Origin of the sequence: Brachybacterium sp. GCM10030268, assembly GCF_042666305.1 — a bacterium.
Classification (GTDB): domain Bacteria; phylum Actinomycetota; class Actinomycetes; order Actinomycetales; family Dermabacteraceae; genus Brachybacterium.
The window spans coordinates 24,290-43,332 of the sequence record NZ_JBHTCW010000001.1; the positions used below are offsets into that span (position 1 = coordinate 24,290).

Consider the following 19,043-nt stretch of genomic DNA (forward strand, 5'->3'; position numbering starts at 1 on the left):
ACCCGCGGTCCGACGGGCGCGAGACGACGAAGGAAGAAGGACGCCGGATGCGCATATCACTCATGACCACGTGCCTGGTGGATGTGATGACCCCCGACGTCGCCCGCTCCACCGTGCTCCTGCTCGAACGGCTGGGGCACGAGGTGGTCTTCGACAAGCGCCAGACCTGCTGCGGCCAGATGCACACCAACTCCGGGTACTACTCGGAGGCGGCGCCGGTGGTGCGCAGCTTCGTGGACACCTTCGAACCCGCCCTGGACTCCATCGACGCGATCGTGATGCCGTCCGGCTCCTGCGCGGGCTGCGTGCGCGAGCAGCACCAGCTGGTCGCCCAGCACGAGGAGGACGACGAGCTCGAACAGCGCGTCCAGGCCGTGGCGGCGAAGACCTATGAGCTCTCCCAGCTGCTGGTGGACGTGCTCAAGGTGACCGACGTCGGCGCCTACTTCCCCCACAGCGTCACTTACCACCCCACCTGCCACTCGATGCGCTTCCTCAAGGTGGGCCCGCGCCCGCTGAAGCTGCTGCGCGCGGTCGAGGGCATCGAGGTGAAGAACCTTCCCGAGTCCGACACCTGCTGCGGCTTCGGCGGCACCTTCTCGGTGAAGAACGACGCCACCTCCGACGCGATGGTCACCGACAAGGCCGCCAATGTCGTCTCCACGGGTGCGGAGTACGTCGTCGCGGGGGACGCCTCCTGCCTGATGAACATCGGCGGCAAGCTCCGCCGCACCGACGCCGCGCCGCGGGCGATCCACCTCGCACAGATCCTCGCCTCCACCCGGGAGGATCCCTTCATCCCGTCCGAGACCATTCTGGGGAGGGCTTCATGAGCACCGTCGATCTGGGGATTCCGTCCGTCCGCCCGCAGCACGCCTCACCGTCCTCGAACCTGCGCGGTGATCGCTCCTTCCCTGCCGCGGCCCGGGACGACCTCGCCGACGAGACCCTGCGGGGGAACCTCCGCCACGCCACCTCCACCATCACCACCAAGCGCGCCGCGGCGGTGCGGGAGGTGCGCGACTGGCAGAAGCTGCGGGACGCCGGCAGCGCCCTGAAGTGGCAGGTCACCGATCATCTCCCGGAGCTGCTCGAGCAGCTCGAGGAGTCCGTGACCGCTGCGGGCGGGGTGGTCCATTGGGCCCGCGACGCCGACGAGGCCGGAGAGATCGTCACCTCTCTCGCCCTCGAGCGCGGCGCCGAGGAGGTGCTCAAGGTCAAGTCGATGGCCACCCAGGAGATCGGCCTGAACGAGACCCTCGAGCACGCCGGGATCCGCGCCATCGAATCCGATCTCGCCGAGCTCATCGTGCAGGTGGCCGGTGACACCCCCAGTCACATCCTGGTCCCGGCGATCCACCGCAACCGCGCACAGATCCGCGAGATCTTCCTCGAGGCGATGCCGGACCTGGACGAGTCCATCACCGACGACCCGGCCGAGCTGGCCGAGGCATCCCGCCGCTTCCTGCGGGAGAAGTTCCTGGACATGCCCGGCTCGGTGGCGATCTCCGGCGCGAACTTCGCCGTCGCCGAGACCGGCACCATGGTCGTCGTCGAGTCCGAGGGCAACGGGCGCATGTGCCTGACCCTGCCCAAGACCCTCATCTCCGTGGTGGGCATCGAGAAGATCGTGCCCACCTTCGAGGACCTCGAGGTGTTCCTGCAGCTGCTGCCCCGATCCTCCACCGGGGAACGGATGAACCCGTACACGACCCTGTTCACCGGGGTCACCGAGGGAGACGGACCCGAGGAGTTCCACCTGGTGCTGCTGGACAACGGCCGCAGCGCCGTGCTCGAGGACCCGGAGGGCCGCAGCGCCCTGCACTGCATCCGCTGCTCCGCATGCTTGAACGTGTGCCCCGTCTACGCCCGCTCGGGCGGCCACGCCTACGGGTCGACGTACCCCGGTCCGATCGGGGCGATCCTCTCGCCGCAGATGACCGGGATGGGCGACGCGGACGATCCCAGCACCTCGCTCCCCTACGCCTCGAGCCTCTGCGGGGCCTGCTACGACGTGTGCCCCGTCAAGATCGACATCCCCAAGATCCTCGTGCATCTGCGGGCGGAGGACGTCGACCAGCGCCGCGATACGAAGGGCCAGTTCCGGGGCACCTGGGACGTGGCGATGAAGGGAGCCGGTGCCCTGATGTCCTCCCCGCGGGCGTACGACGCCGCCGTGCGCTCGGCCGGACCGCTGACCAAGCTGATGCCCGGCGCCAACATCGGCAAGCTGCCCGGCATCGTTCCCCTGATGCCGGGCTGGACCGATCACCGCGACCTGCCCAAGCCCGGGAAGTCCTTCCGCAGCTGGTGGGACGAGCACCAGAAGGAGACGGCGTCACGGACGGCCGATGGAGCCGCCGGCGACGGAGACGCCGAGGAACCCGGCGGAGCCGGGCAGACGTCGCAGACCGGCACCGAGGGCGAGGAGCGAGCATGAACGCCTGGGCCGACGAGCGTCCCGTGCGCACGCGCGGGATGAGCGCCAAGGAGGAGATCCTGGCCCGGGTCCGCTCCGCCCTGGCGGTCCCCCGCCGGGACGAGGTCACCGATGCCGAGGACGTCCCTCGCGCGTATCAGCGCGCCGATGACAAGCAGGAGGTCTCCACCGACCCGGCCAAGATCCGCGACGTGCTGGTCCAGCGCCTCGAGGACTACACCGCGATCGTCCACCGCACGACCGCAGCCGGGGCGCCCGCCGTCATCGCCGAGGCCGTCGGCGAGGCCAGGCAGGTCATCGCACCGCCCGGGGTACCGGAGAGCTGGACCCGGGAGCTGGGCACTGCGGTCCTCCTCGACGACGGCAGCGCCTCGCCGCACGAGCTCGACGCGATCGACGCCGTGCTCACCGGCTGCCACACGTCGATCGCCCTGACCGGCACGATCGTGCTGCGCGCCGACGAGCTCGGCGGGCGCCGCGCGGTCACGCTGATCCCCGACCACCATGTCGTGGTGGTCGAGGCGGAGCAGGTGGTGCTCGGAGTGCCCAAGGGCATCGAACGCATGAACACCGATCCGCGTGCCGCCTGGACCATGGTCTCCGGCCCCAGTGCCACCAGCGACATCGAGCTGGACCGGGTCGAAGGAGTCCATGGCCCCCGCCGCCTCGAGGTCGTCCTCATCGAACCGGAACCAGAACCCGAACCAGAGCCCGAGAACGAGACCGAGACCGAGTCCCGGAACGATCAGGAGAAGACAGCATGAGCGATCCCGTGGCCGAGACCCCCGCCGGCACCGGCATCCCCCCGCAGAATGCGCCCCGCGACCGCGGCGACCTCTTCACCCTCAGCGCCGGCACCTACCAGGCGCAGGTCTCCACGGTGGGAGCGATCGTCGAGTCGCTGAGCATCGAGGGACGCGACCTCCTGGTGCGCAACCCCGAGCAGGGGCCGATGCAGCACTTCCGGGGCGGGATCGTCGCCCCCTGGCCGAACCGGATCGGGGACGGGAAATACACCTGGGACGGCCAGGAGATCCAAGCCGCCCTCACCGAGCCCGAACGCGGCAACGCCCTGCACGGACTGATCGCCTTCCACCCCTTCACTGCCGCGACCGTCGCGGAGGACGAGGTCATCCTGCGCGGCGAGCTGTTCCCGTCCACGGGCTACCCGTTCCATCTGCTGCTGACCGTCCGCCACGCACTCGACGCCGAGACGGGACTGACCACCACCGTGACCGCACGCAACATCGGCCACGCCGATGCTCCGTACGGCGTATGCCCGCACCCCTATCTCGTCGCCGGCCCGGAGCCGCTGGATACGTGGTCGCTGCACTTCGAGGCGGAGACGGTTCTCACCGTCACCGAGGACCGGCTGCTGCCCACCGGTACGGCGCCCGTCGCCGACGGCAGCGAGTTCGACTTCCGCGCTCCGCGGGTCATCGGCGACCTGTTCATCGACCATGCCTTCACCGACCTCGGCCGCGACGCCGACGGCCGGCTGCGCGTCAGTGTCTCCGCGCCCGGCGGAACCGGCGTCGAGCTGACGGCGGGCGAGGAGTGCGGTTGGCTGCAGGTGCACACCGCCGATCGTCCGGAACCGGAGAACAACCGGGTCGGGCTCGCGGTCGAGCCGATGACCTGCCCGCCCGACGCGTTCCGCAGCGGCGTCGACGTGGTGCGTCTGAGTCCGGACCAGGAGTTCTCGGCCTCGTGGTCGATCCGGGGCTGGTGAGTACGCCCGGTCGGGACAGGCACATGCTGCGGCGAGCATGAGAAGGACCCGTCGCCCTGAGGGCGACGGGTCCTTCTCTCACCGGGTTCCAGCGACCCGGGCGGGTGCCGTATCAGTTGGAGTGGGCATCCTCGTACGCCTTGCGGATGGTGCCCGAGATGCGGCCGCGATCCGGGACCTCGTAGCCGGCCTCGCGGGCCCACTGGCGGATGCGCGAGGAATCGTTCGAGCTGCTGGAGCGGGAGGAGCTCGAACCGCCCCGGGTGCGGCGGCCGCCGACGCGACGGGCCTTCTCGACCCAGGTGCCGAGCTCGTCGCGGAACGTGCGGGCGTTCTGCTCGGACAGGTCGATCTCGTAGGCGACGCCGTCGAGGGCGAAGCTCACCGTCTCGCTCGCGGTCGCTCCATCGACATCATCGACGAGCTCGACATAGGTCTTCCTTGCCATGGGGGTCTCCCTTGTTGGTCGGGTCTGCTTCATTTGCGACCTCGGGATGATGTCGCACGCTGGTTCCAGTATCCAGTCCGCGCGCCCATATATCAATCCGATCACGGAGATTTGTGGACAACGGTGACGCTATTCATCCCCGCGGTGGAGTTCGCGGTAATCCTGTTCCGCCCGGCGCTCGGCCTCGCGTTCGCGTCGATCGGCCCGCATAATCGCCCGCAGCGCGAACCAGAAGAGCAGCCCCGCACCGATCGGCGGCAGCAGCGAACCGGCTTCGTACCAGAATCCGCCGTCCATCTCAGGCCTCCGGTTTCACGAGCGGGAACAGGATGGTCTCCCGGATGCCGAGCCCCGTCAGGGCCATGAGCAGGCGATCGAGGCCCATACCCATTCCGCCCGTCGGCGGCAGCGCGTATTCCATCGCTTCCAGGAAGTCCTCGTCCAGGCGCATCGCCTCGTCGTCGCCCTGGGCAGCGAGCGCGGCCTGCTGGGCGAACCGTTCGCGCTGGATCACCGGGTCGACGAGCTCCGAGTACCCGGTGCCCAGCTCGAAGCCGCGCACGTACAGGTCCCACTTCTCGACCACGCCGGGCGTCGTGCGGTGCTCGCGCACCAGCGGGCTGGTCTCGACCGGGAAATCACGGACGAAGGTCGGCTCGTGGAGATGGTCGCCCACACGGTGCTCGAAGAGTTCCTCGACGAGCTTGCCGTGCCCGAACTTGGGATGATCGAGATCGAGATCGAGGGACCGTGCGATCCCGCGGAGCCGTTCCGTGTCCGTCTCGGGGGTGATCTCCTCGCCGAGGGATTCCGAGAGCGAGCCGTACACGGTGATCTTCGCCCATTCTCCGGAGAAGTCGTACTCGGTGCCGTCGGCGAGAGTGACGACCTGGGAGCCGGTGGCTCGTTCAGCGGCTTCCTGGACAAGTGTCCGGGTGAGGTCCCCGATGGAGTCGTAATCCCCGTACGCCTGGTACGCCTCGAGCATCGCGAACTCGGGCGAATGGGTGGAATCTGCCCCTTCATTGCGGAAGTTGCGATTGATCTCGAAGACCCGCTCGAGACCGCCGACGGCCGCGCGCTTGAGATACAGCTCCGGGGCGATCCGCAGATAGAGATCCAGATCGAACGCGTTCATGTGGGTGACGAACGGCCGCGCCGCGGCGCCGGAGGGGATCACCTGCAGCATGGGCGTCTCGATCTCCACGAAGTCGCGCTCGTGGAACGAGGTGCGCAGCGAGTGCATCACCTCGGCGCGGCGACGCACGGTGTCCCGTGCCTGCTGGCGCACGATGAGGTCGACGTAGCGCCGACGCACCCGCTGCTCCTCGGAGGGCTCCGCGTGCAGCACCGGCAGAGGCCGCACAGCCTTGGCCGCCATCTGCCAGCTGTCCGCGAACACGCTGAGCTCACCGCGGCGGGAGGCGCCCACCCGGCCGTGGAAGAAGACGTGGTCGCCGAGGTCCACGTCGGCCTTCAGATCGGCCAGACGCTGCTCGCCGAGCACCGCGAGGGAGGCCATGATCTGCAATCGCTGCCCGGCGCCGTCCTGGATGGTGACGAAGGCGAGCTTGCCGGTGTTGCGCTGGAACACGACGCGGCCGGCGACGCCGACGACGTCCTCGGTCTCCTGTCCGGCCTCCAGATGGCCGTACTCCTCGCGGACGGCGGCGATCGTGGCGGTCACCGGCACTCCGACCGGGTAGGCGTCCTCCCCGCGCGCCAGCAGGCGCTCCCGCTTGGATTTGCGGACCGCTACCTGGTCGGAGTGGTCCGTCGCATCGAGGGCAGGGGGATTCTCGCTCATGAGGGCGATTCTCTCATCACTGCCCGAGGATGTGCCCGCCTCGTCAGGGTGCTGTCGCGACCACCACAGCGGCGTCCAGCAGCCGCGTGCCCTCGACCCGGGCGGCCACCACCACGAGGACGTCGCCGCGGTGGTCCGGGCCGATCTCCTCGAGCGTGGCGGGATCCAGGGCGAGCGCGTAGGCCCATTCGACCTCTGCGCGTGCGAGGGCCTCCCCCAGCGCGCGGCGGATCCCCGCGACCGATCCGCCTGCCGCGTCCGCGGCGGCGACCGTGCGGGAGAGCGCCAGCGCCCGGTCGCGCCCGGCCTCGGAGAGGTAGGCGTTGCGGCTGGAGCGGGCCAGTCCGGAGGGTTCCCGCTGGATCTCGACGGGCTCGATCCGCACCGGGAGGTCGAGATCGGCGACCAGGCGCTGGATGATCGCGAGCTGCTGTGCGTCCTTGCGGCCGAACACCGAGACGTGCGGGTCGGTCAGCTGCAGCAGCTTGGCGACGACGGTGACGACGCCGTCGAAGTGGCCGGGGCGGGCCGCGCCCTCGAGGATGGTGCCGGCGCGCCCCGCGGTCACCGAGACCGTCGGCGGCAGGACCGGGTACATCTCCTGCACGCTCGGGGCGAAGACGAGATCGACGAGTCCGTCCACGACGGCGAGGTCGGCGTCGAGATCCCGCGGGTAGGCCTCGTAGTCCTCCCCCGGGCCGAACTGGAGAGGGTTGACGAAGTCCGTGAGGATCACGTGGTCGGCGACCTCACGGGCACGGGAGACCAGGGCGAGATGGCCCTCGTGGAGCGCGCCCATGGTCAGCACCGCCGCGACCGTTCCCCCCATCGCCGCGCGTCGCGTACGGAGTTCGGCCTTGGTGGTGACCAGCGCCGTGGTGGGAGGTGTCTGCGAACTCATGCCGTCTCCTGTGTCATGCCGTGTGCTGTGTCCTGTCTCGAGCACGTGCCCGCCGTGCGCGGCGACATGCCCTCTCCTGCCTCGAGGGGTCCCCCGATCTGCGGAGCCCTGGCCCCGTGGCGTCTCGGGACGCGTCGGGACCGCGGCTCACGCATCATCGGCGGGCCCGTGATCCTCGAGCAGCTCGCGCACCTGCTGCCGGGTCCGGTCCGGGAGCCCCGCCCGGGCCAGAGCCGCGACCGCGAGGGCGCGGTAGGTCGCTCCGACGTCACCACGCCGGCTCGTGACGCCCGAGGGGTCCGCCCCGCCGGAGGACCGGTCGACGTCGTCGAGCGCTCCCAGGTGCGCGGCCACCGTCCCGATATCGCCCCGCATCACCGGGCCCGTCAGGGCCTTGGCGCCGCGGCGCAGGGACTCGTCGAGGGCGGCCTCCAGCAGCGGTCGCAGATAGGCGCCCGGGTTCTCGATCCCGAGGCCGGCGAGGATCTCCCGGGCCTGGTCGACGAGCACCACCAGATGGTTCGAGGCGTGGGCGAGTGAGGCGTGATAGAGCGGGCGATCGCCCTCCTTGAGCACTACGGCCTCTCCCCCGAGCTCGACCACGAGCGCCCCTGCCACCGGCAGGAACGTCGGCGCGGCGGTGATGGCCATGGGGCAGCCGACCAGTCGCGACAGATCCGCCGAGGTACCGGTGAAGGTCATGGCGGGGTGGATGGCCAGCGTCGCGCTGCCGGCGTCGGCCAGCGGGGCGAGGACGCCGGTGCCGTACCGACCGGAGGTGTGCACCACCAGCTGTCCGCCGGGCGCGAGACCGGTGGAGGCGATGCCGGCGGCGAGCGGGCCCAGCTGGTCGTCGGGGACGGCCAGCAGCAGCATCTCGCTGCGTTCGACGATGGCGGGAACGTCCAGCAGCGGCACGCCGGGCAGCAGGTCCTCGGCGCGCGTGCGGGAGGCGTCGGAGACGGCGTAGGCGCCCGTGATGGCGTGGCCCTCGGCACGCAGCGCGGCGCCCATCACGGCTCCCACCCGTCCGGCGCCGATCACGCCGATGCCGAGCCGGGGTGCGCTCATCGTTCCTCCTGAGGCAACGGGGACGACGCGGCGGACGGCGCCGAGGTCTCCGCCGACGGGACCGTCGAGCTCGCGGCGGCCATCCCGAGCGCCGGCCGGGGCCAGTGCTCGCGGTCGCGGTACCGGCGCAGGGTCGCGGCATCGCGGGCGAGCACGCTGTGCAGCGCGAGCGCGTCTCGGCGCAAGAGGGCGCCGAGGGTCAGGGTGCTGCCGGCGATGCCGACCTTGAGGTCGAGGACTCCGAGCCGGCGTCCGATCGGACCGTCCTGGAGGGAGAGCTCCTGGATCCGTTCGCGGGGCACGATCTCGAGCTTCTTGGTCAGGATGCCGCTGCGGTGGACGAGCGCCCCCGGCAGCAGCACGCTGACACTGGTGCGGCGGTCGATCCAGTACAGCCCGACCGGGGTGCGCATCCCCTCGATGCGCCGGGCCGGGGCCGTGAGCAGGCGCTCGAGGACGGCGAGATCGTCGGCGGTTCCCAGCGGCGCGGCCAGGTGGCCCAGGGTGGCCTGGAGCTCCTCGCGGGTGCCGACGGGCAGCGCGCTCTGGGCGCCGTTGACGTCGTCGTCCTCGATGCCGGCGACGGTCACGGACACAGCCGTCCAGTCGGGCCCGCGCCACAGCAGCGGCCGGCGCAGTTCGAACCGCTGGATCCGCCCGGAGGCGATGTTGTCCGTCCGCGTGTTCGCCAGGCCGCGCCGCATCCGCAGCCCGCGGTCGGTGATGCGGGAGACGAATCCCCAGCCGGATTCGATGCGGCCGAACACGTACCGCGGCACGGCGATGAAGGCCGGGGCCAGAGGGATGAGCACGGCCGGGGACACTCCTTCCTGCCAGATCACCATGATGGCCGCGAGGCTGACGCCGACGAGGGTCATCACGGCGCCGATGAGGAAGCCGAGGTCGCGCAGCAGGGACCGCACCAGGCGCCCCGTGGGGATCTGCGCGATCAGCTCGCCGTCGGTGACACCGTCGTAGAGCACCCGCTGCAGCCGTCCCCCGGCCGCAGCGGCGCCACCCGTGGCTGTGCTGCCGTGCTCGCCGGTGCCGTCGCCGGATGCTGTTCCCACGGGCTCCCCGACACCCTCGATCACGTCACCGGGCGTCCCGGGCGCGCGATGGTCCCCGTCTCGGACCTCCTGCGCGGAGGCGCCCTCGACGGTCCCTGCCGACCCCGCCGGCCCCGGCGCACCGGAGGCGACGCCCAGGATCCGTGTGCGCAGCTCCTCGGCATCGGCGGATCGCACGTATTCGATGTCGAGGTAGGACTCTCCCCCGCCGGCGACCTCGATGCGCACCTTGGCCAGTCCCAGCAGACGGGCCAGCAGCGGCCGCTCGACGGAGACCGACTCGATGCGGGCCCGTGGGGCGTACTCCCGCGAACGGCTGATCAGCCCCTTGTGCAGCGAGACACCGTCCTCGTCGACGGCGTAGGTGGTGAACCACCACACCAGGGCGGACAGGACGATCGAGATCACGATCACCCCGGCGAGCACGGCCAGGCCGATGAGGGCTCGGGTCAGGGTGAAGTCGTCGATGAGGCGGGCGACGTTCTGCGCCGAGACCACGGCGACCAGCCCGATGATGATCTTCCATCCGGTGACCAGGGGCGTGATCGGGTGGGTACGGCGACGCTCGGCGGCCGGTGCGGCGGCGTCGGGGGCGGTCGGCTCCGTCTCGCTCACAGCGCCGCCATGTTCTCGATGCCGCGGTCGGTCAGCAGCTCCCGCAGTCGCTCCGCCTCCTCCTTCGGCAGGCCGGGCAGCGTGACGCTGGAGGCCCCGGCCGCCGTGGTCACGGTCAGCTTGGCGAGGCCGTAGCGGCGGTCCACCGGGCCCTCGTCGATCTTCGCCGACTGCACCCGGCCGTAGGGGATGGTCTGGACCGAGCGGAACATGACGCCCGCGGCGATGGTGAGGTCCTCCTCCGCGTCCAGGTATCCGATGGCCCGGACCCGGCGTGGAGTGAGGATCAGGCTCTGGAGGAGCAGGATCAGGGGCGCGACTCCGAGGGCGGCGATCCACCACCAGCCCGTCAGCACCGTGCCGACGATCGCCGCGGCGATCATCAGCAGCCAGATGACGTAGCCGACGATGCCGGCGACGTAGCGCGCTCGGATCAGCTTCTCGGAGACAGGGCGCAGTGCCCCGGCCCCGAGCAGGCCGTCGGGCTCGTCGGGGATCGCCGGCCGGTCGGCACTCGCGGGGCCGGCGGGGATCGCGGGCTCGGCGGGGACGTCCGGCGACACGGCGGCACGGCCTCCGTGCGCTGCCGGGGCGGGTGATGCCGGAGCGGTGCCGGGCCCGGATTCCTCGGATGGGAAGGTCATGGGATCCATCGTGTCACCTCAGGGCCCTTTCGGCGCTCCGACGCGGGTGGGAGATCGGACCGTCGATGGTCGGGAGTCGTCCGGGTCGGGCGTCGTCCAGGTCGGGCCTCGTCCGGATCGGGCACCGTCCAGGGCGGGCCCTCGGCGCCGTCGGCATCACCCGGGGCCCGATGGGCTCAGTGTCCTGCTTCGGCGCCCGCCGCGCTGTCGCCGTCCTCCGGGGGCAGCTGGCCCCAGCGCTCGACGATCACTCCCAGCACGCCGAGCACGATCCCGGCCACGGCGGCCGCAGCGGTGGGCAGGATGGCTGCGAGTGGATCGCCCGTGCCGGTGATGATCAGGAAGAGCGCCTGGCCGGTGAAGATCCCGCCGACCACGGCGCCGGTGTAGGCGCAGGCCCGGGCCAGGAGCACGGTGCGGAAGGCGGTGGGCAGGTCGATCTGGAATCGGCGTGGAGCCAGGGTGGGATGCAGCCGGCGCTCCTCGCTCTCGAGCATGTAGCGGCGCAGCGGGATCCCGTAGACCAGCAGCACGGTCGACAGCGCCACCAGGACCAGCGTGGTCAGCCAGCCGGCGATCGGGAGCGAGTGGCCGCGGCTGGCGAGGGTCTCCAGCATCTGGGCGCCGAAGCCTGCGCCGACGACGAAGATCAGCACCAGGACCGGGATGTTCAGCGGCCTCACGGACGATCGAATCCTGTCACGGCAGGGCCCGGCCGCAGACCGTCGCGGTCCCCGGCGCGGGCCAGGAGGTCCGCGATCCGGCCGTGGCCGGGCAGCTCGGCGGTGGGCCGGGCGGCGTGCCAGGGGGCGAGCACGAAGGCGCGCGCGTGGGCGCGCGGGTGAGGCAGGCTGAGCTCGGCATCGTCGAGGCGATGGTCGCCATAGGTGATCAGGTCGACGTCCAGGGTGCGCGGCCCCCACCGGACCGCCCGCTGGCGATGGGCATCCTGCTCGGTCCGGCGTGCCGCTTCGAGCAGATCGAAGGGCCCCAGCACGGTGCTCACGCCGACAGCCGTGTTCAGGTAGGCGCCCTGGCCGTCGGGTCCGCCGACGGGGTCCGTCTCCAGCACGGGCCCGGTCCACTCCACCTCGATCCCCTCCGCCTCGGCGAGCACCGACAGGGCGCGCTCGAGATGAGCGGCCCGGTCGCCGAGGTTGGAGCCCAGGGCGAGCACCGCCTCGATGGGCGCGGCGTCGCGCTCGATGCTCACGGCCACGTCGCCGACGGGCAGGCCGACGGGGGCCGAGGGCTTGTGCACGGTCACGGCCACCCGGCGCACCCACGGTGCGCCCTCGCCGGTGAGGATCCGATCGGCGATGCGCTCGGCGAGGGTCTCGATCAGCTTGTGGGCGCCGGTGCTGATCTCCTCATGGACGGCCAGGGCGATCCCCGCGTAGTTCACGGTGCGGGCGAGGTCGTCGGCGCGGCCTGCCGGGGCGGTGGAGAGATGGAGGGTCACATCCGCCACGAACTGCTGTCCGAGCTCCGTCTCCGCGGCGAGCACGCCGTGCCGCCCCCACGCTCGGATTTCCGTGACCTCGATGCGGTCCAGTCGTCCCGGCGCGCGCCGGGGCGCCCTCGTGACGTCCGGTGCACCGGGCTCGCGCGGCACGGGGGACTCGGGGGTCATCGGCCGGCGCTCCGGCGCAGACGGTCGCCGACGCGGACGGCGGCGAGGTTGGGCGGGACGTCGTGGACCCGGACGGCCCAGGCCCCGTGCTCCGCGCTGTAGGCGCTGATGGCGGCGGTGGCGGCGTCACGGTCGACGCCGAGGGAGCTGACGAATCGTTTGCGCGAGGCACCGATGAGCAGCGGCAGCCGGTGGGAGGCGATGTGCTCCCACCTCGCCAGCACCTCCCAGTTCTGCTCGCCCGTCTTGGCGAAGCCGAGGCCGGGATCGGCCACCAGGAACCGGTCCTCGACCCCCGCGGCCCGCAGTGCGTCCAGTCGGTCCTCGAGCTCCGCGGCGCTGTCACGGGCCACATCCTCGTACTCGGTCAGCTCGGTCATCACGTCGCTGTGCCCTCGCCAGTGCATGGCCACGAACACCGGCGGAGTGCCGAGCCGGGTCCGCAGCCGGGCCGCCTCCGCGCCCATGTCGACGTCGGCGCGGCCGGCGGAGACGTCGTTGACGATCAGGGCGCCGGCCTCGATGCTCGCGGCCGCCACGGAGGCGCGCATGGTGTCCACGCTGACGACGATGCCCTCGCGGGCCAGCTCGCTCACCACGGGCAGCACGCGCCGCAGCTCCTCGTCCTCCTCGACCCGGGGCGCCCCCGGGCGGGTGGATTCACCGCCGACGTCGATGATGGAGGCTCCCTGCGCTGCGAGCAGCCGCCCGTGGGCGATCGCGTCGGGAGCGCTGTCGTGCTCGCCCCCGTCGGAGAAGGAGTCCGGAGTGACATTCAGAACGCCCATCACCAGGGTGTCGTCACCCGTGAGGCGCTCAGGAAGGCCGTCGGGCCGCAGTCGGCCGCTGCGCGGTCGGGTCCGGGTGCTCATGAGTCAGCTCCGGTTGATGAGGCTCATGGCCTCGGCGCGGGTGCTGGGGCTGTCACGGAGCATGCCGCGCACGGCGCTGGTCACGGTACGGGCACCCTCGGCGCGCACACCGCGCATGGACATGCACATGTGCTCCGCCTCGATCACCACGATCGCGCCGCCCGCGCCGAGCTCGTCCATCAGCGCGTCGGCGATCTGGAAGGTGAGCCGCTCCTGGACCTGGGGGCGACGGGCATACACGTCCACCAGCCGGGCGAGCTTGCTCAGTCCGGTGACCACGGCCCCGTCCGGGATGTAGCCGACGTGGGCGACGCCGACGAACGGCAGCAGATGGTGCTCGCACATCGAGTGGAAGCCGATGTCGCGCACCAGCACCAGCTCCTGGTGCTGGATGTCGAACGTGGTCGCCAGCGGCTCGTGGGGGTCGCGGTCGAGGCCGTCGAAGACCTCCTCGTACATGCGCGCGACCCGGGCGGGGGTGTCCTGCAGACCGGCCCGGTCGGGATCCTCGCCGATGGCCGCGAGGATCTCGCGGACCGCCGCCTGGAGGCGGGCATGGTCGACCGCCATCTCAGCCCCTCGTCTCGTTCCCGTCACCGTAGCCGTGGCCCTCGCCGTAGCGGTAGCCCTCGCCGGTCCCGCCGGTCCCGCCGGGGGCCTCACGATGCGGTGCGCCGGGGATCTCCGGGCCGTCGCCGCCGGGGTGCGGCAGTTCGGGCGGATTGGGCTGGAGCGGCTCGCCGGCGTCGGAGTCCTCCGCGCCCGTGGCGGTGGTGCTCGCCCCGACCCGGGGCGCCTCGAGGGACGGCCGGTCGTCGCTGGACTGCCAGACCTCGCGCAGCGGCCGCTTCTTGACCTGGGCGAAAATCTCGGCCAGCTCCTGCTCGCCCAGGGTCTCCTTCTCGAGCAGCTCGGCCACCAGCCGGTCGAGGACGTGCCGGTTGTCGACGATCACCGCCCAGGCCTCGTCCAGGGCGTTGTCCAGCAGCGCCCGGACCTCCTGATCGATGAGGCGCGCGGTGTCGGCGCTGAAGCGCGGAGCCTGACCCTGCTGCATGCCGACGAAGACCTCGTCCTGCTCGCCGGCCAGGGCCACCTGCCCCACCGACCGGCTCATGCCGAGCTGCATGACCATGGTCCGCGCGATCTTGGTGGCGTTGTCGAGGTCCGAGCCGGGTCCGGTGGTGACGTCGTGGAAGATGCTCTCCTCGACGGCGTATCCGCCCATCGCATAGGCGAGGCGGTCCAGCAGCTCGTTGCGGGACTGGTAGTTGCGGTCCTGGGTGGGCACGACCATGGTGTAGCCGCCGGCCCGGCCACGCGGCAGGATGGTCACCTTGGTGACCGGCGCCGAGTTGTTCATCGCCGCGGCGACCAGGGCGTGGCCGCCCTCGTGATACGCGGTCATCTGCCGCTCACGGTCGTTCATGACCTTCGAGTAGCGCTGCGGGCCCATCGAGACGCGATCGACCGCCTCGTCCAGGGCTCGGTTGTCGATGATCTGGTTGCCCGACCGGGCAGTCAGCAGCGCGGCCTCGTTGAGCACGTTGGCCAGGTCCGCGCCGGACATGCCGATGGTGCGCTTGGCGATGGCCTCGAGGTCGACGTCGTGCGCCAACGGCTTCCCCTTGGCGTGCACACCGAGGATGTGCAGGCGGCCCTTCATGTCGGGCGCCTCCACAGCGATCTGACGATCGAAGCGGCCCGGACGCAGCAGGGCCGGATCCAGGATGTCCACACGGTTGGTGGCGGCGATGAGAATGACGTTCTGGTTCTCGTCGAACCCGTCCATCTCCACCAGCATCTGGTTCAGGGTCTGCTCGCGCTCGTCGTGGCCGCCGCCCATGCCGGCGCCACGATGGCGCCCCACGGCATCGATCTCGTCGACGAAGATGATCGCGGGGGCGTTCTCCTTCGCCGTCGAGAACAGGTCGCGCACACGGCTGGCGCCGACGCCGACGAACATCTCCACGAAGTCCGAGCCGGAGATCGAGTAGAACGGGACGCTGGCCTCGCCGGCCACGGCCCGGGCCAGCAGGGTCTTGCCGGTGCCGGGCGGGCCGTACAGCAGCACGCCCTTGGGGATCTTGGCTCCCACCGCCTGGTACTTGTCGGGTTCGACGAGGAACTGCTTGATCTCGTCGAGCTCCTCGACCGCCTCCTCGGCGCCGGCGACGTCCGCGAAGGTGACCTTGGGGGATTCCTTCGAGAACAGCTTGGCCTTGGACTTGCCGAACTGCATGGCCCGGCCGCCGCCGCCCTGGGCGTTCATGATCAGGAACCAGAACAGCCCGATGAAGATCAGCAGCGGGAGGAAGGACAGCAGCAGCGTCGACCACCAGGAGCTGCTGGCGATCTCGTCGGTGTAGCCCTGCTCGGGTGCGGCGTCCTCGACCGCCTGCACGACGGCGTCGCCGCGGGCGTCGACGTAGCTGAACCGGACCTGGGTGCCCTTGTTCTCCTCGCCGTCGACGAAGTCCTCGGTCAGCACCAGGTCGACCCGCTGCTGGTTGCCGTCGATGATCTTGGCCTGCTCGACGGTGCCTCCCTCGAGCAGCTCGAGCCCCTGCTCGGTGTCGATCTGCTGATAGCCGTCGCGCCCGAAGAGCGAGAACAGCACCATGCCCAGCAGCAGCGCGACGATGATCCAGATCGCGACCCCGGTGAAGGGCCTGCGCTTCTTGTTCTTGGTGGCCGAATCCGCCATGTCAGTCCTCGTAGACCGAGCGCTTGAGCACGCCCACGTAAGGGAGGTTCCGGTAGACCTCCGCGTAATCGAGTCCGTAGCCGACGACGAACTCGTTGGGGATCTCGAACCCGACGTACCGGACGTCGATCTCCACCCGCGCGGCGTCCGGCTTGCGCAGCAGGGTGCAGATCTCGACGCTCCGGGGGCCGCGCGAACGCAGGTTGGACAGCAGCCACTTCAGCGTCAGGCCCGAATCGATGATGTCCTCGACGATGAGCACGTTGCGACCGGAGATGTCGGCGGAGAGGTCCTTGAGGATCCGCACGACGCCGGAGGACTTGGTGCCCGAGCCGTAGGAGGAGACCGCCATCCAGTCCATCTCCACGGTGAGATCGATCGAGCGCGCGAGATCTGCCATGACCATCACCGCGCCTTTGAGCACGCCCACGAGGATCGGTGGTTCCTCCGCGTAGTCCGCGGCGATCTGCTCTCCGATCTCGGCGAGCCGGTCGCGGATCTGCTGCTCGTCCAGCAGCACCCGGTCGACATCAGGGTGGTGGTGCGTCAAGGGCACGCGGGTCTCCTCCGTGGATGTGGTAGGTCGCCCGTCGGGGCTCACGGATCCGAACGGCGCCACACCAGCAGGCCGTCGCGACGAGCGACTTCGATCCTACCCGGTACGGGTACAGCCGCCTGACCGTGCCATGAGACCACCAGGGCGTCGATGGCGAGCACCTGGCGCCGCAGCAGGGACTTCGTCGGCCCGGGAGCTCCGGGCGGGCGCGCTGCGCTCTGGGCGGAAAGTGACCCATCGCGCAGGACGCGGGTCCGCAGCGGGGCCGCGGTCGCAGCCAGGGCGTGGACGTCGAGCAGGAGCAGGTCACCCTCCTCGCGGGCCGGGGAGCCGTCCCGGCGCAGCGAGTCGAGCAGTTCCGCGGCCTCGGCGTCGAGATGGTCGGCGTCGGGGCGCACGAGGTCGGCGCTGCGGGCGAGGTTCTCGTCGATCTGCTCGCCGAGGATCTCCCGCAGCAGGGGCAGCGCCCGATGGCGGACCCGTGCGCGCAGCATCGACTCGTCCGCATTCATCGGGTCCTGCCACCACTGGAGATCGTGGAGACGGCAGATCTCCTCGGTGTCCGCGCGGCGCAGCGCGGTGGTCTCGTCGCGGCCGGTGCCGAGGAAAGGCCGCAGCAGGCCGTCGCGGGAGCGCGGGATGCCGGCCAGCGCTCTCGGACCGGCGCCGCGCGCCAGGGCCATCAGCACCTGCTCCGCCTGGTCGTCGAGCGTGTGTCCGAGCAGGAGCGCGAGACCTCCGCGATCCTCGAGGAGGGTCTCCAGGGCGGCGCGGCGAGCGTCCCGTGCGGCGTTCTCGAGACCTCCGGCAGCGTCGGTGGGCACCTGGGCCTGGAGCACGTGGGCGGTGGCGCCGAGTCGCTCGGCCTGGGTGCGGGCGCGCTCGGCGACGCGGCCGGATTCCGCCTGGAGGCCGTGGTCGACGATCGCCGCCTCCGTCTCCAGACCCATCCGCGAGCCCACCCACACCGTGGTGGCCAGCAGCGCGAGGGAGTCGGCTCCGCCGCTGAGGCCCACCACCAGACGAGGAGAGAGGCGGCCGGCCGCGGTGTCGTCGGCGAGCTGCTCGAGCCGGGAGGTCAGGGCCGCCCGCACGGCGGTGCGGGCGCGGGCGACGACGGGCGGGGGTCCCGGCATCAGTCGGCCCGAACCATCTCGGCGGCGATGTCGTCGACCGCCGCCCGGGCCGCAGCGGCATCGGCGCCGTCGAAGCCGTGCACGACGATGGAGTAGCCGGCGGCGCGCCCGTCCGGCAGCGCGACCACGCCGGCGAGCGTCGCCGCTCCCCCGAGATAGCCGGTCTTGCCGCGCACGAGGCCGTCGGCGTCGCGTGCCGAGTCCGCGTCGAACCGGTCGGCGAGGGTGCCGCTGAGCCCGGCGATCGGCACGTCGAACAGCAGCTGCTCCAGGGTCGGGACGTCCCCGGAGGCGGTCTCGCCGAGCACCGCCGCGAGCAGGGCGGGCGGGACCCGGTTCTGCCGCGAGAGCCCCGATCCGTCGCGGATGTCCAGCGCATCCAGGTCCTCGTCGGGCACGCCGAGCTCGGCGGCGAGATCACGGATCTCCGCCTCCACGGCGGCGGCGGCGCCCTCGGGGGTGGTCTCCTCGCCGCGCGCGTCCGCGACCAGGTGGGCCAGCAGCTCAGCAGTGGTGTTGTCGGAGATCTGCAGCGTGTGACGGACGATCTGCGACAACGGCTCGGAGTGGACCTCGACCGACGGGGCGTCCGCGGGAGCGTCGGCCGCGGTGATCTCGCCGTCCACCTCGATGCCCTCCTCGCCCAACAGCTCCGAGAACCGCAGCGCGGCGTCGCCCGCCGGGTCGGTGGACTTGGGACCGTACTGCTCCCCGTCGAGCCACCCCTCGTCCAGGGCGAGGGTGGCCGTCGGCGTCACCCAGCCGCCGGAGGGGCCGTTGTTTCCCCAGGCCGGGTTCCGACCGCCGGTGAGGTAGTTGTCGTCGAGGTTCACGGTGACCTGCTCGGTGCCCTGCTCGCGGGCGAGCGCCGCGGCCTGACCGGCCAGGTCGCGCAGGTCCGCGTCCGTGAGAGTCATGTCACCGCCGCCCTGGAGGGTGATCGTCCCCTCGGTCACGACCGCCCGAGTGGTCAGCACCTCGTCGCCGTCATACACGCGCAGCACCGCGGCCGCGGTGAGGAGCTTCAGGGTGGACGCGGGGATCCGGGCCGTGTCGGCGTCGCGCGCGGCGATGGTCTCGCCGGTCTCCGCGTCGGTCACGCTGAAGGCCAGCCCGCCTGCCACGACGGGGTCCTCGGCATGGGCGGACATGCGCTGTTCCAGGTCGGCCGCCGCTTCCGGGTCGGGAGAGGGGGCGACGGCAGGGCTCGGCGCGTCCGCGGAGACGCGCTCCCAGTCCTCCGCCTGCGCGGCAGGCCCGGTCCCGGGGCCCTCCTGCGACGTCTCGAGGGTCAGCACGCCCGGGAAGGCGTCGGTCAGATCACCGAGAAGGTAGAAGCTCCCGGGGACGGCGGCGCACAGCACCATCGCCGTCGCGCGCCAGACTCGCTCCGATACTCTCGCCACCATGG

The 19,043-nt window shown here is 71.3% G+C and carries 19 protein-coding genes; 4 read left to right on the forward strand and 15 right to left on the reverse strand.

Annotated features, from left to right (window positions below; all coding sequences use genetic code 11):
* Window positions 1-47 precede the first annotated feature (47 nt).
* Genes ACFQRD_RS00130 through ACFQRD_RS00145 form a run of 4 tightly spaced genes read left to right on the forward strand, consistent with a single transcriptional unit; the run spans window position 48 to window position 4,172 of the window.
* Complete coding sequence (locus ACFQRD_RS00130) at window positions 48-833, forward strand: (Fe-S)-binding protein (RefSeq protein WP_377019238.1); 786 nt, start codon at window positions 48-50, stop codon at window positions 831-833.
* Window positions 830-2,440: a LutB/LldF family L-lactate oxidation iron-sulfur protein gene (locus ACFQRD_RS00135; RefSeq protein WP_377019237.1), complete on the forward strand. Its 1,611-nt coding sequence runs from the start codon at window positions 830-832 to the stop codon at window positions 2,438-2,440. Before ACFQRD_RS00130 ends, ACFQRD_RS00135 begins: the two co-directional genes overlap by 4 nt.
* Window positions 2,437-3,204: a lactate utilization protein C gene (locus ACFQRD_RS00140; RefSeq protein ID WP_377019235.1), complete on the forward strand. Its 768-nt coding sequence runs from the start codon at window positions 2,437-2,439 to the stop codon at window positions 3,202-3,204. Before ACFQRD_RS00135 ends, ACFQRD_RS00140 begins: the two co-directional genes overlap by 4 nt.
* Complete coding sequence (locus tag ACFQRD_RS00145) at window positions 3,201-4,172, forward strand: aldose 1-epimerase family protein (RefSeq protein WP_377019234.1); 972 nt, start codon at window positions 3,201-3,203, stop codon at window positions 4,170-4,172. Before ACFQRD_RS00140 ends, ACFQRD_RS00145 begins: the two co-directional genes overlap by 4 nt.
* A gap of 112 nt (window positions 4,173-4,284) precedes the next feature.
* On the opposite strand, the gene ACFQRD_RS00150 is transcribed toward ACFQRD_RS00145, so the two are convergent.
* From ACFQRD_RS00150 to ACFQRD_RS00220, 15 genes are all read right to left on the reverse strand, one after another.
* The gene (locus ACFQRD_RS00150) at window positions 4,285-4,620 is read right to left on the reverse strand and encodes an Lsr2 family protein (RefSeq protein ID WP_377019233.1); all 336 of its coding nucleotides are present in this window, start codon (window positions 4,618-4,620) and stop codon (window positions 4,285-4,287) included.
* A gap of 129 nt (window positions 4,621-4,749) precedes the next feature.
* A complete protein-coding gene (locus ACFQRD_RS00155) occupies window positions 4,750-4,917 on the reverse strand; it encodes a hypothetical protein (RefSeq protein WP_377019232.1) in 168 nt (55 codons plus the stop codon).
* A 1-nt stretch (window position 4,918) separates the two neighbouring features.
* Window positions 4,919-6,427 carry a lysine--tRNA ligase gene (gene lysS, locus ACFQRD_RS00160; protein ID WP_377019230.1) on the reverse strand — a complete coding sequence of 503 codons (1,509 nt, stop codon included), beginning with the start codon at window positions 6,425-6,427 and terminating at the stop codon, window positions 4,919-4,921.
* Window positions 6,428-6,470: 43 nt separating this feature from the next.
* A complete protein-coding gene (gene panC, locus ACFQRD_RS00165) occupies window positions 6,471-7,328 on the reverse strand; it encodes a pantoate--beta-alanine ligase (RefSeq protein WP_377019229.1) in 858 nt (285 codons plus the stop codon).
* A gap of 147 nt (window positions 7,329-7,475) precedes the next feature.
* Entirely contained in the window at window positions 7,476-8,399 is a 924-nt protein-coding gene (locus tag ACFQRD_RS00170) for a Rossmann-like and DUF2520 domain-containing protein (RefSeq protein ID WP_377019228.1), read from the reverse strand.
* On the reverse strand, window positions 8,396-10,084 hold the full coding sequence (locus ACFQRD_RS00175; protein ID WP_377019226.1) for a PH domain-containing protein: 1,689 nt from the start codon (window positions 10,082-10,084) through the stop codon (window positions 8,396-8,398). Before ACFQRD_RS00175 ends, ACFQRD_RS00170 begins: the two co-directional genes overlap by 4 nt.
* Entirely contained in the window at window positions 10,081-10,728 is a 648-nt protein-coding gene (locus ACFQRD_RS00180; RefSeq protein ID WP_377803246.1) for a PH domain-containing protein, read from the reverse strand. The genes ACFQRD_RS00175 and ACFQRD_RS00180 overlap by 4 nt, the downstream gene beginning before the upstream one ends.
* A gap of 176 nt (window positions 10,729-10,904) precedes the next feature.
* Window positions 10,905-11,411: a DUF3180 domain-containing protein gene (locus ACFQRD_RS00185; RefSeq protein ID WP_377019224.1), complete on the reverse strand. Its 507-nt coding sequence runs from the start codon at window positions 11,409-11,411 to the stop codon at window positions 10,905-10,907.
* Window positions 11,408-12,361, reverse strand: a complete 954-nt coding sequence (gene folK / locus ACFQRD_RS00190) for a 2-amino-4-hydroxy-6-hydroxymethyldihydropteridine diphosphokinase (RefSeq protein WP_377019223.1) — start codon at window positions 12,359-12,361, stop codon at window positions 11,408-11,410. The genes ACFQRD_RS00185 and folK overlap by 4 nt, the downstream gene beginning before the upstream one ends.
* A complete protein-coding gene (gene folP, locus ACFQRD_RS00195; protein ID WP_377019221.1) occupies window positions 12,358-13,233 on the reverse strand; it encodes a dihydropteroate synthase in 876 nt (291 codons plus the stop codon). The genes folK and folP overlap by 4 nt, the downstream gene beginning before the upstream one ends.
* A 3-nt stretch (window positions 13,234-13,236) precedes the next feature.
* A complete protein-coding gene (gene folE / locus ACFQRD_RS00200; RefSeq protein ID WP_377019220.1) occupies window positions 13,237-13,803 on the reverse strand; it encodes a GTP cyclohydrolase I FolE in 567 nt (188 codons plus the stop codon).
* A gap of 1 nt (window position 13,804) precedes the next feature.
* Window positions 13,805-15,940: an ATP-dependent zinc metalloprotease FtsH gene (gene ftsH, locus ACFQRD_RS00205; protein ID WP_377019219.1), complete on the reverse strand. Its 2,136-nt coding sequence runs from the start codon at window positions 15,938-15,940 to the stop codon at window positions 13,805-13,807.
* A gap of 1 nt (window position 15,941) precedes the next feature.
* The gene (hpt, locus tag ACFQRD_RS00210) at window positions 15,942-16,496 is read right to left on the reverse strand and encodes a hypoxanthine phosphoribosyltransferase (RefSeq protein ID WP_377019218.1); all 555 of its coding nucleotides are present in this window, start codon (window positions 16,494-16,496) and stop codon (window positions 15,942-15,944) included.
* 41 nt (window positions 16,497-16,537) lie between these two features.
* Window positions 16,538-17,632, reverse strand: a complete 1,095-nt coding sequence (gene tilS, locus ACFQRD_RS00215) for a tRNA lysidine(34) synthetase TilS (RefSeq protein WP_377019217.1) — start codon at window positions 17,630-17,632, stop codon at window positions 16,538-16,540.
* On the reverse strand, window positions 17,632-19,041 hold the full coding sequence (locus tag ACFQRD_RS00220) for a D-alanyl-D-alanine carboxypeptidase/D-alanyl-D-alanine-endopeptidase (protein WP_377019216.1): 1,410 nt from the start codon (window positions 19,039-19,041) through the stop codon (window positions 17,632-17,634). The genes tilS and ACFQRD_RS00220 overlap by 1 nt, the downstream gene beginning before the upstream one ends.
* Window positions 19,042-19,043: the final 2 nt, after the last annotated feature.

What these genes read in the sequence shown, in the direction of transcription:
- ACFQRD_RS00135 (WP_377019237.1), top strand. Translation starts at nt 830, where the DNA reads ATGAGCACCGTCGATCTGGGGATTCCGTCCGTCCGCCCGCAGCACGCC.
- ACFQRD_RS00130 (WP_377019238.1), top strand. Translation starts at nt 48, where the DNA reads ATGCGCATATCACTCATGACCACGTGCCTGGTGGATGTGATGACCCCC.
- ACFQRD_RS00150 (WP_377019233.1), bottom strand. Translation starts at nt 4,620, where the DNA reads ATGGCAAGGAAGACCTATGTCGAGCTCGTCGATGATGTCGATGGAGCG.
- folK (WP_377019223.1), bottom strand. Translation starts at nt 12,361, where the DNA reads ATGACCCCCGAGTCCCCCGTGCCGCGCGAGCCCGGTGCACCGGACGTC.
- panC (WP_377019229.1), bottom strand. Translation starts at nt 7,328, where the DNA reads ATGAGTTCGCAGACACCTCCCACCACGGCGCTGGTCACCACCAAGGCC.
- ACFQRD_RS00180 (WP_377803246.1), bottom strand. Translation starts at nt 10,728, where the DNA reads ATGACCTTCCCATCCGAGGAATCCGGGCCCGGCACCGCTCCGGCATCA.
- tilS (WP_377019217.1), bottom strand. Translation starts at nt 17,632, where the DNA reads ATGCCGGGACCCCCGCCCGTCGTCGCCCGCGCCCGCACCGCCGTGCGG.
- ACFQRD_RS00145 (WP_377019234.1), top strand. Translation starts at nt 3,201, where the DNA reads ATGAGCGATCCCGTGGCCGAGACCCCCGCCGGCACCGGCATCCCCCCG.
- folP (WP_377019221.1), bottom strand. Translation starts at nt 13,233, where the DNA reads ATGAGCACCCGGACCCGACCGCGCAGCGGCCGACTGCGGCCCGACGGC.
- ACFQRD_RS00155 (WP_377019232.1), bottom strand. Translation starts at nt 4,917, where the DNA reads ATGGACGGCGGATTCTGGTACGAAGCCGGTTCGCTGCTGCCGCCGATC.
- lysS (WP_377019230.1), bottom strand. Translation starts at nt 6,427, where the DNA reads ATGAGCGAGAATCCCCCTGCCCTCGATGCGACGGACCACTCCGACCAG.
- ACFQRD_RS00220 (WP_377019216.1), bottom strand. Translation starts at nt 19,041, where the DNA reads ATGGTGGCGAGAGTATCGGAGCGAGTCTGGCGCGCGACGGCGATGGTG.
- ACFQRD_RS00170 (WP_377019228.1), bottom strand. Translation starts at nt 8,399, where the DNA reads ATGAGCGCACCCCGGCTCGGCATCGGCGTGATCGGCGCCGGACGGGTG.
- ACFQRD_RS00140 (WP_377019235.1), top strand. Translation starts at nt 2,437, where the DNA reads ATGAACGCCTGGGCCGACGAGCGTCCCGTGCGCACGCGCGGGATGAGC.
- ftsH (WP_377019219.1), bottom strand. Translation starts at nt 15,940, where the DNA reads ATGGCGGATTCGGCCACCAAGAACAAGAAGCGCAGGCCCTTCACCGGG.
- folE (WP_377019220.1), bottom strand. Translation starts at nt 13,803, where the DNA reads ATGGCGGTCGACCATGCCCGCCTCCAGGCGGCGGTCCGCGAGATCCTC.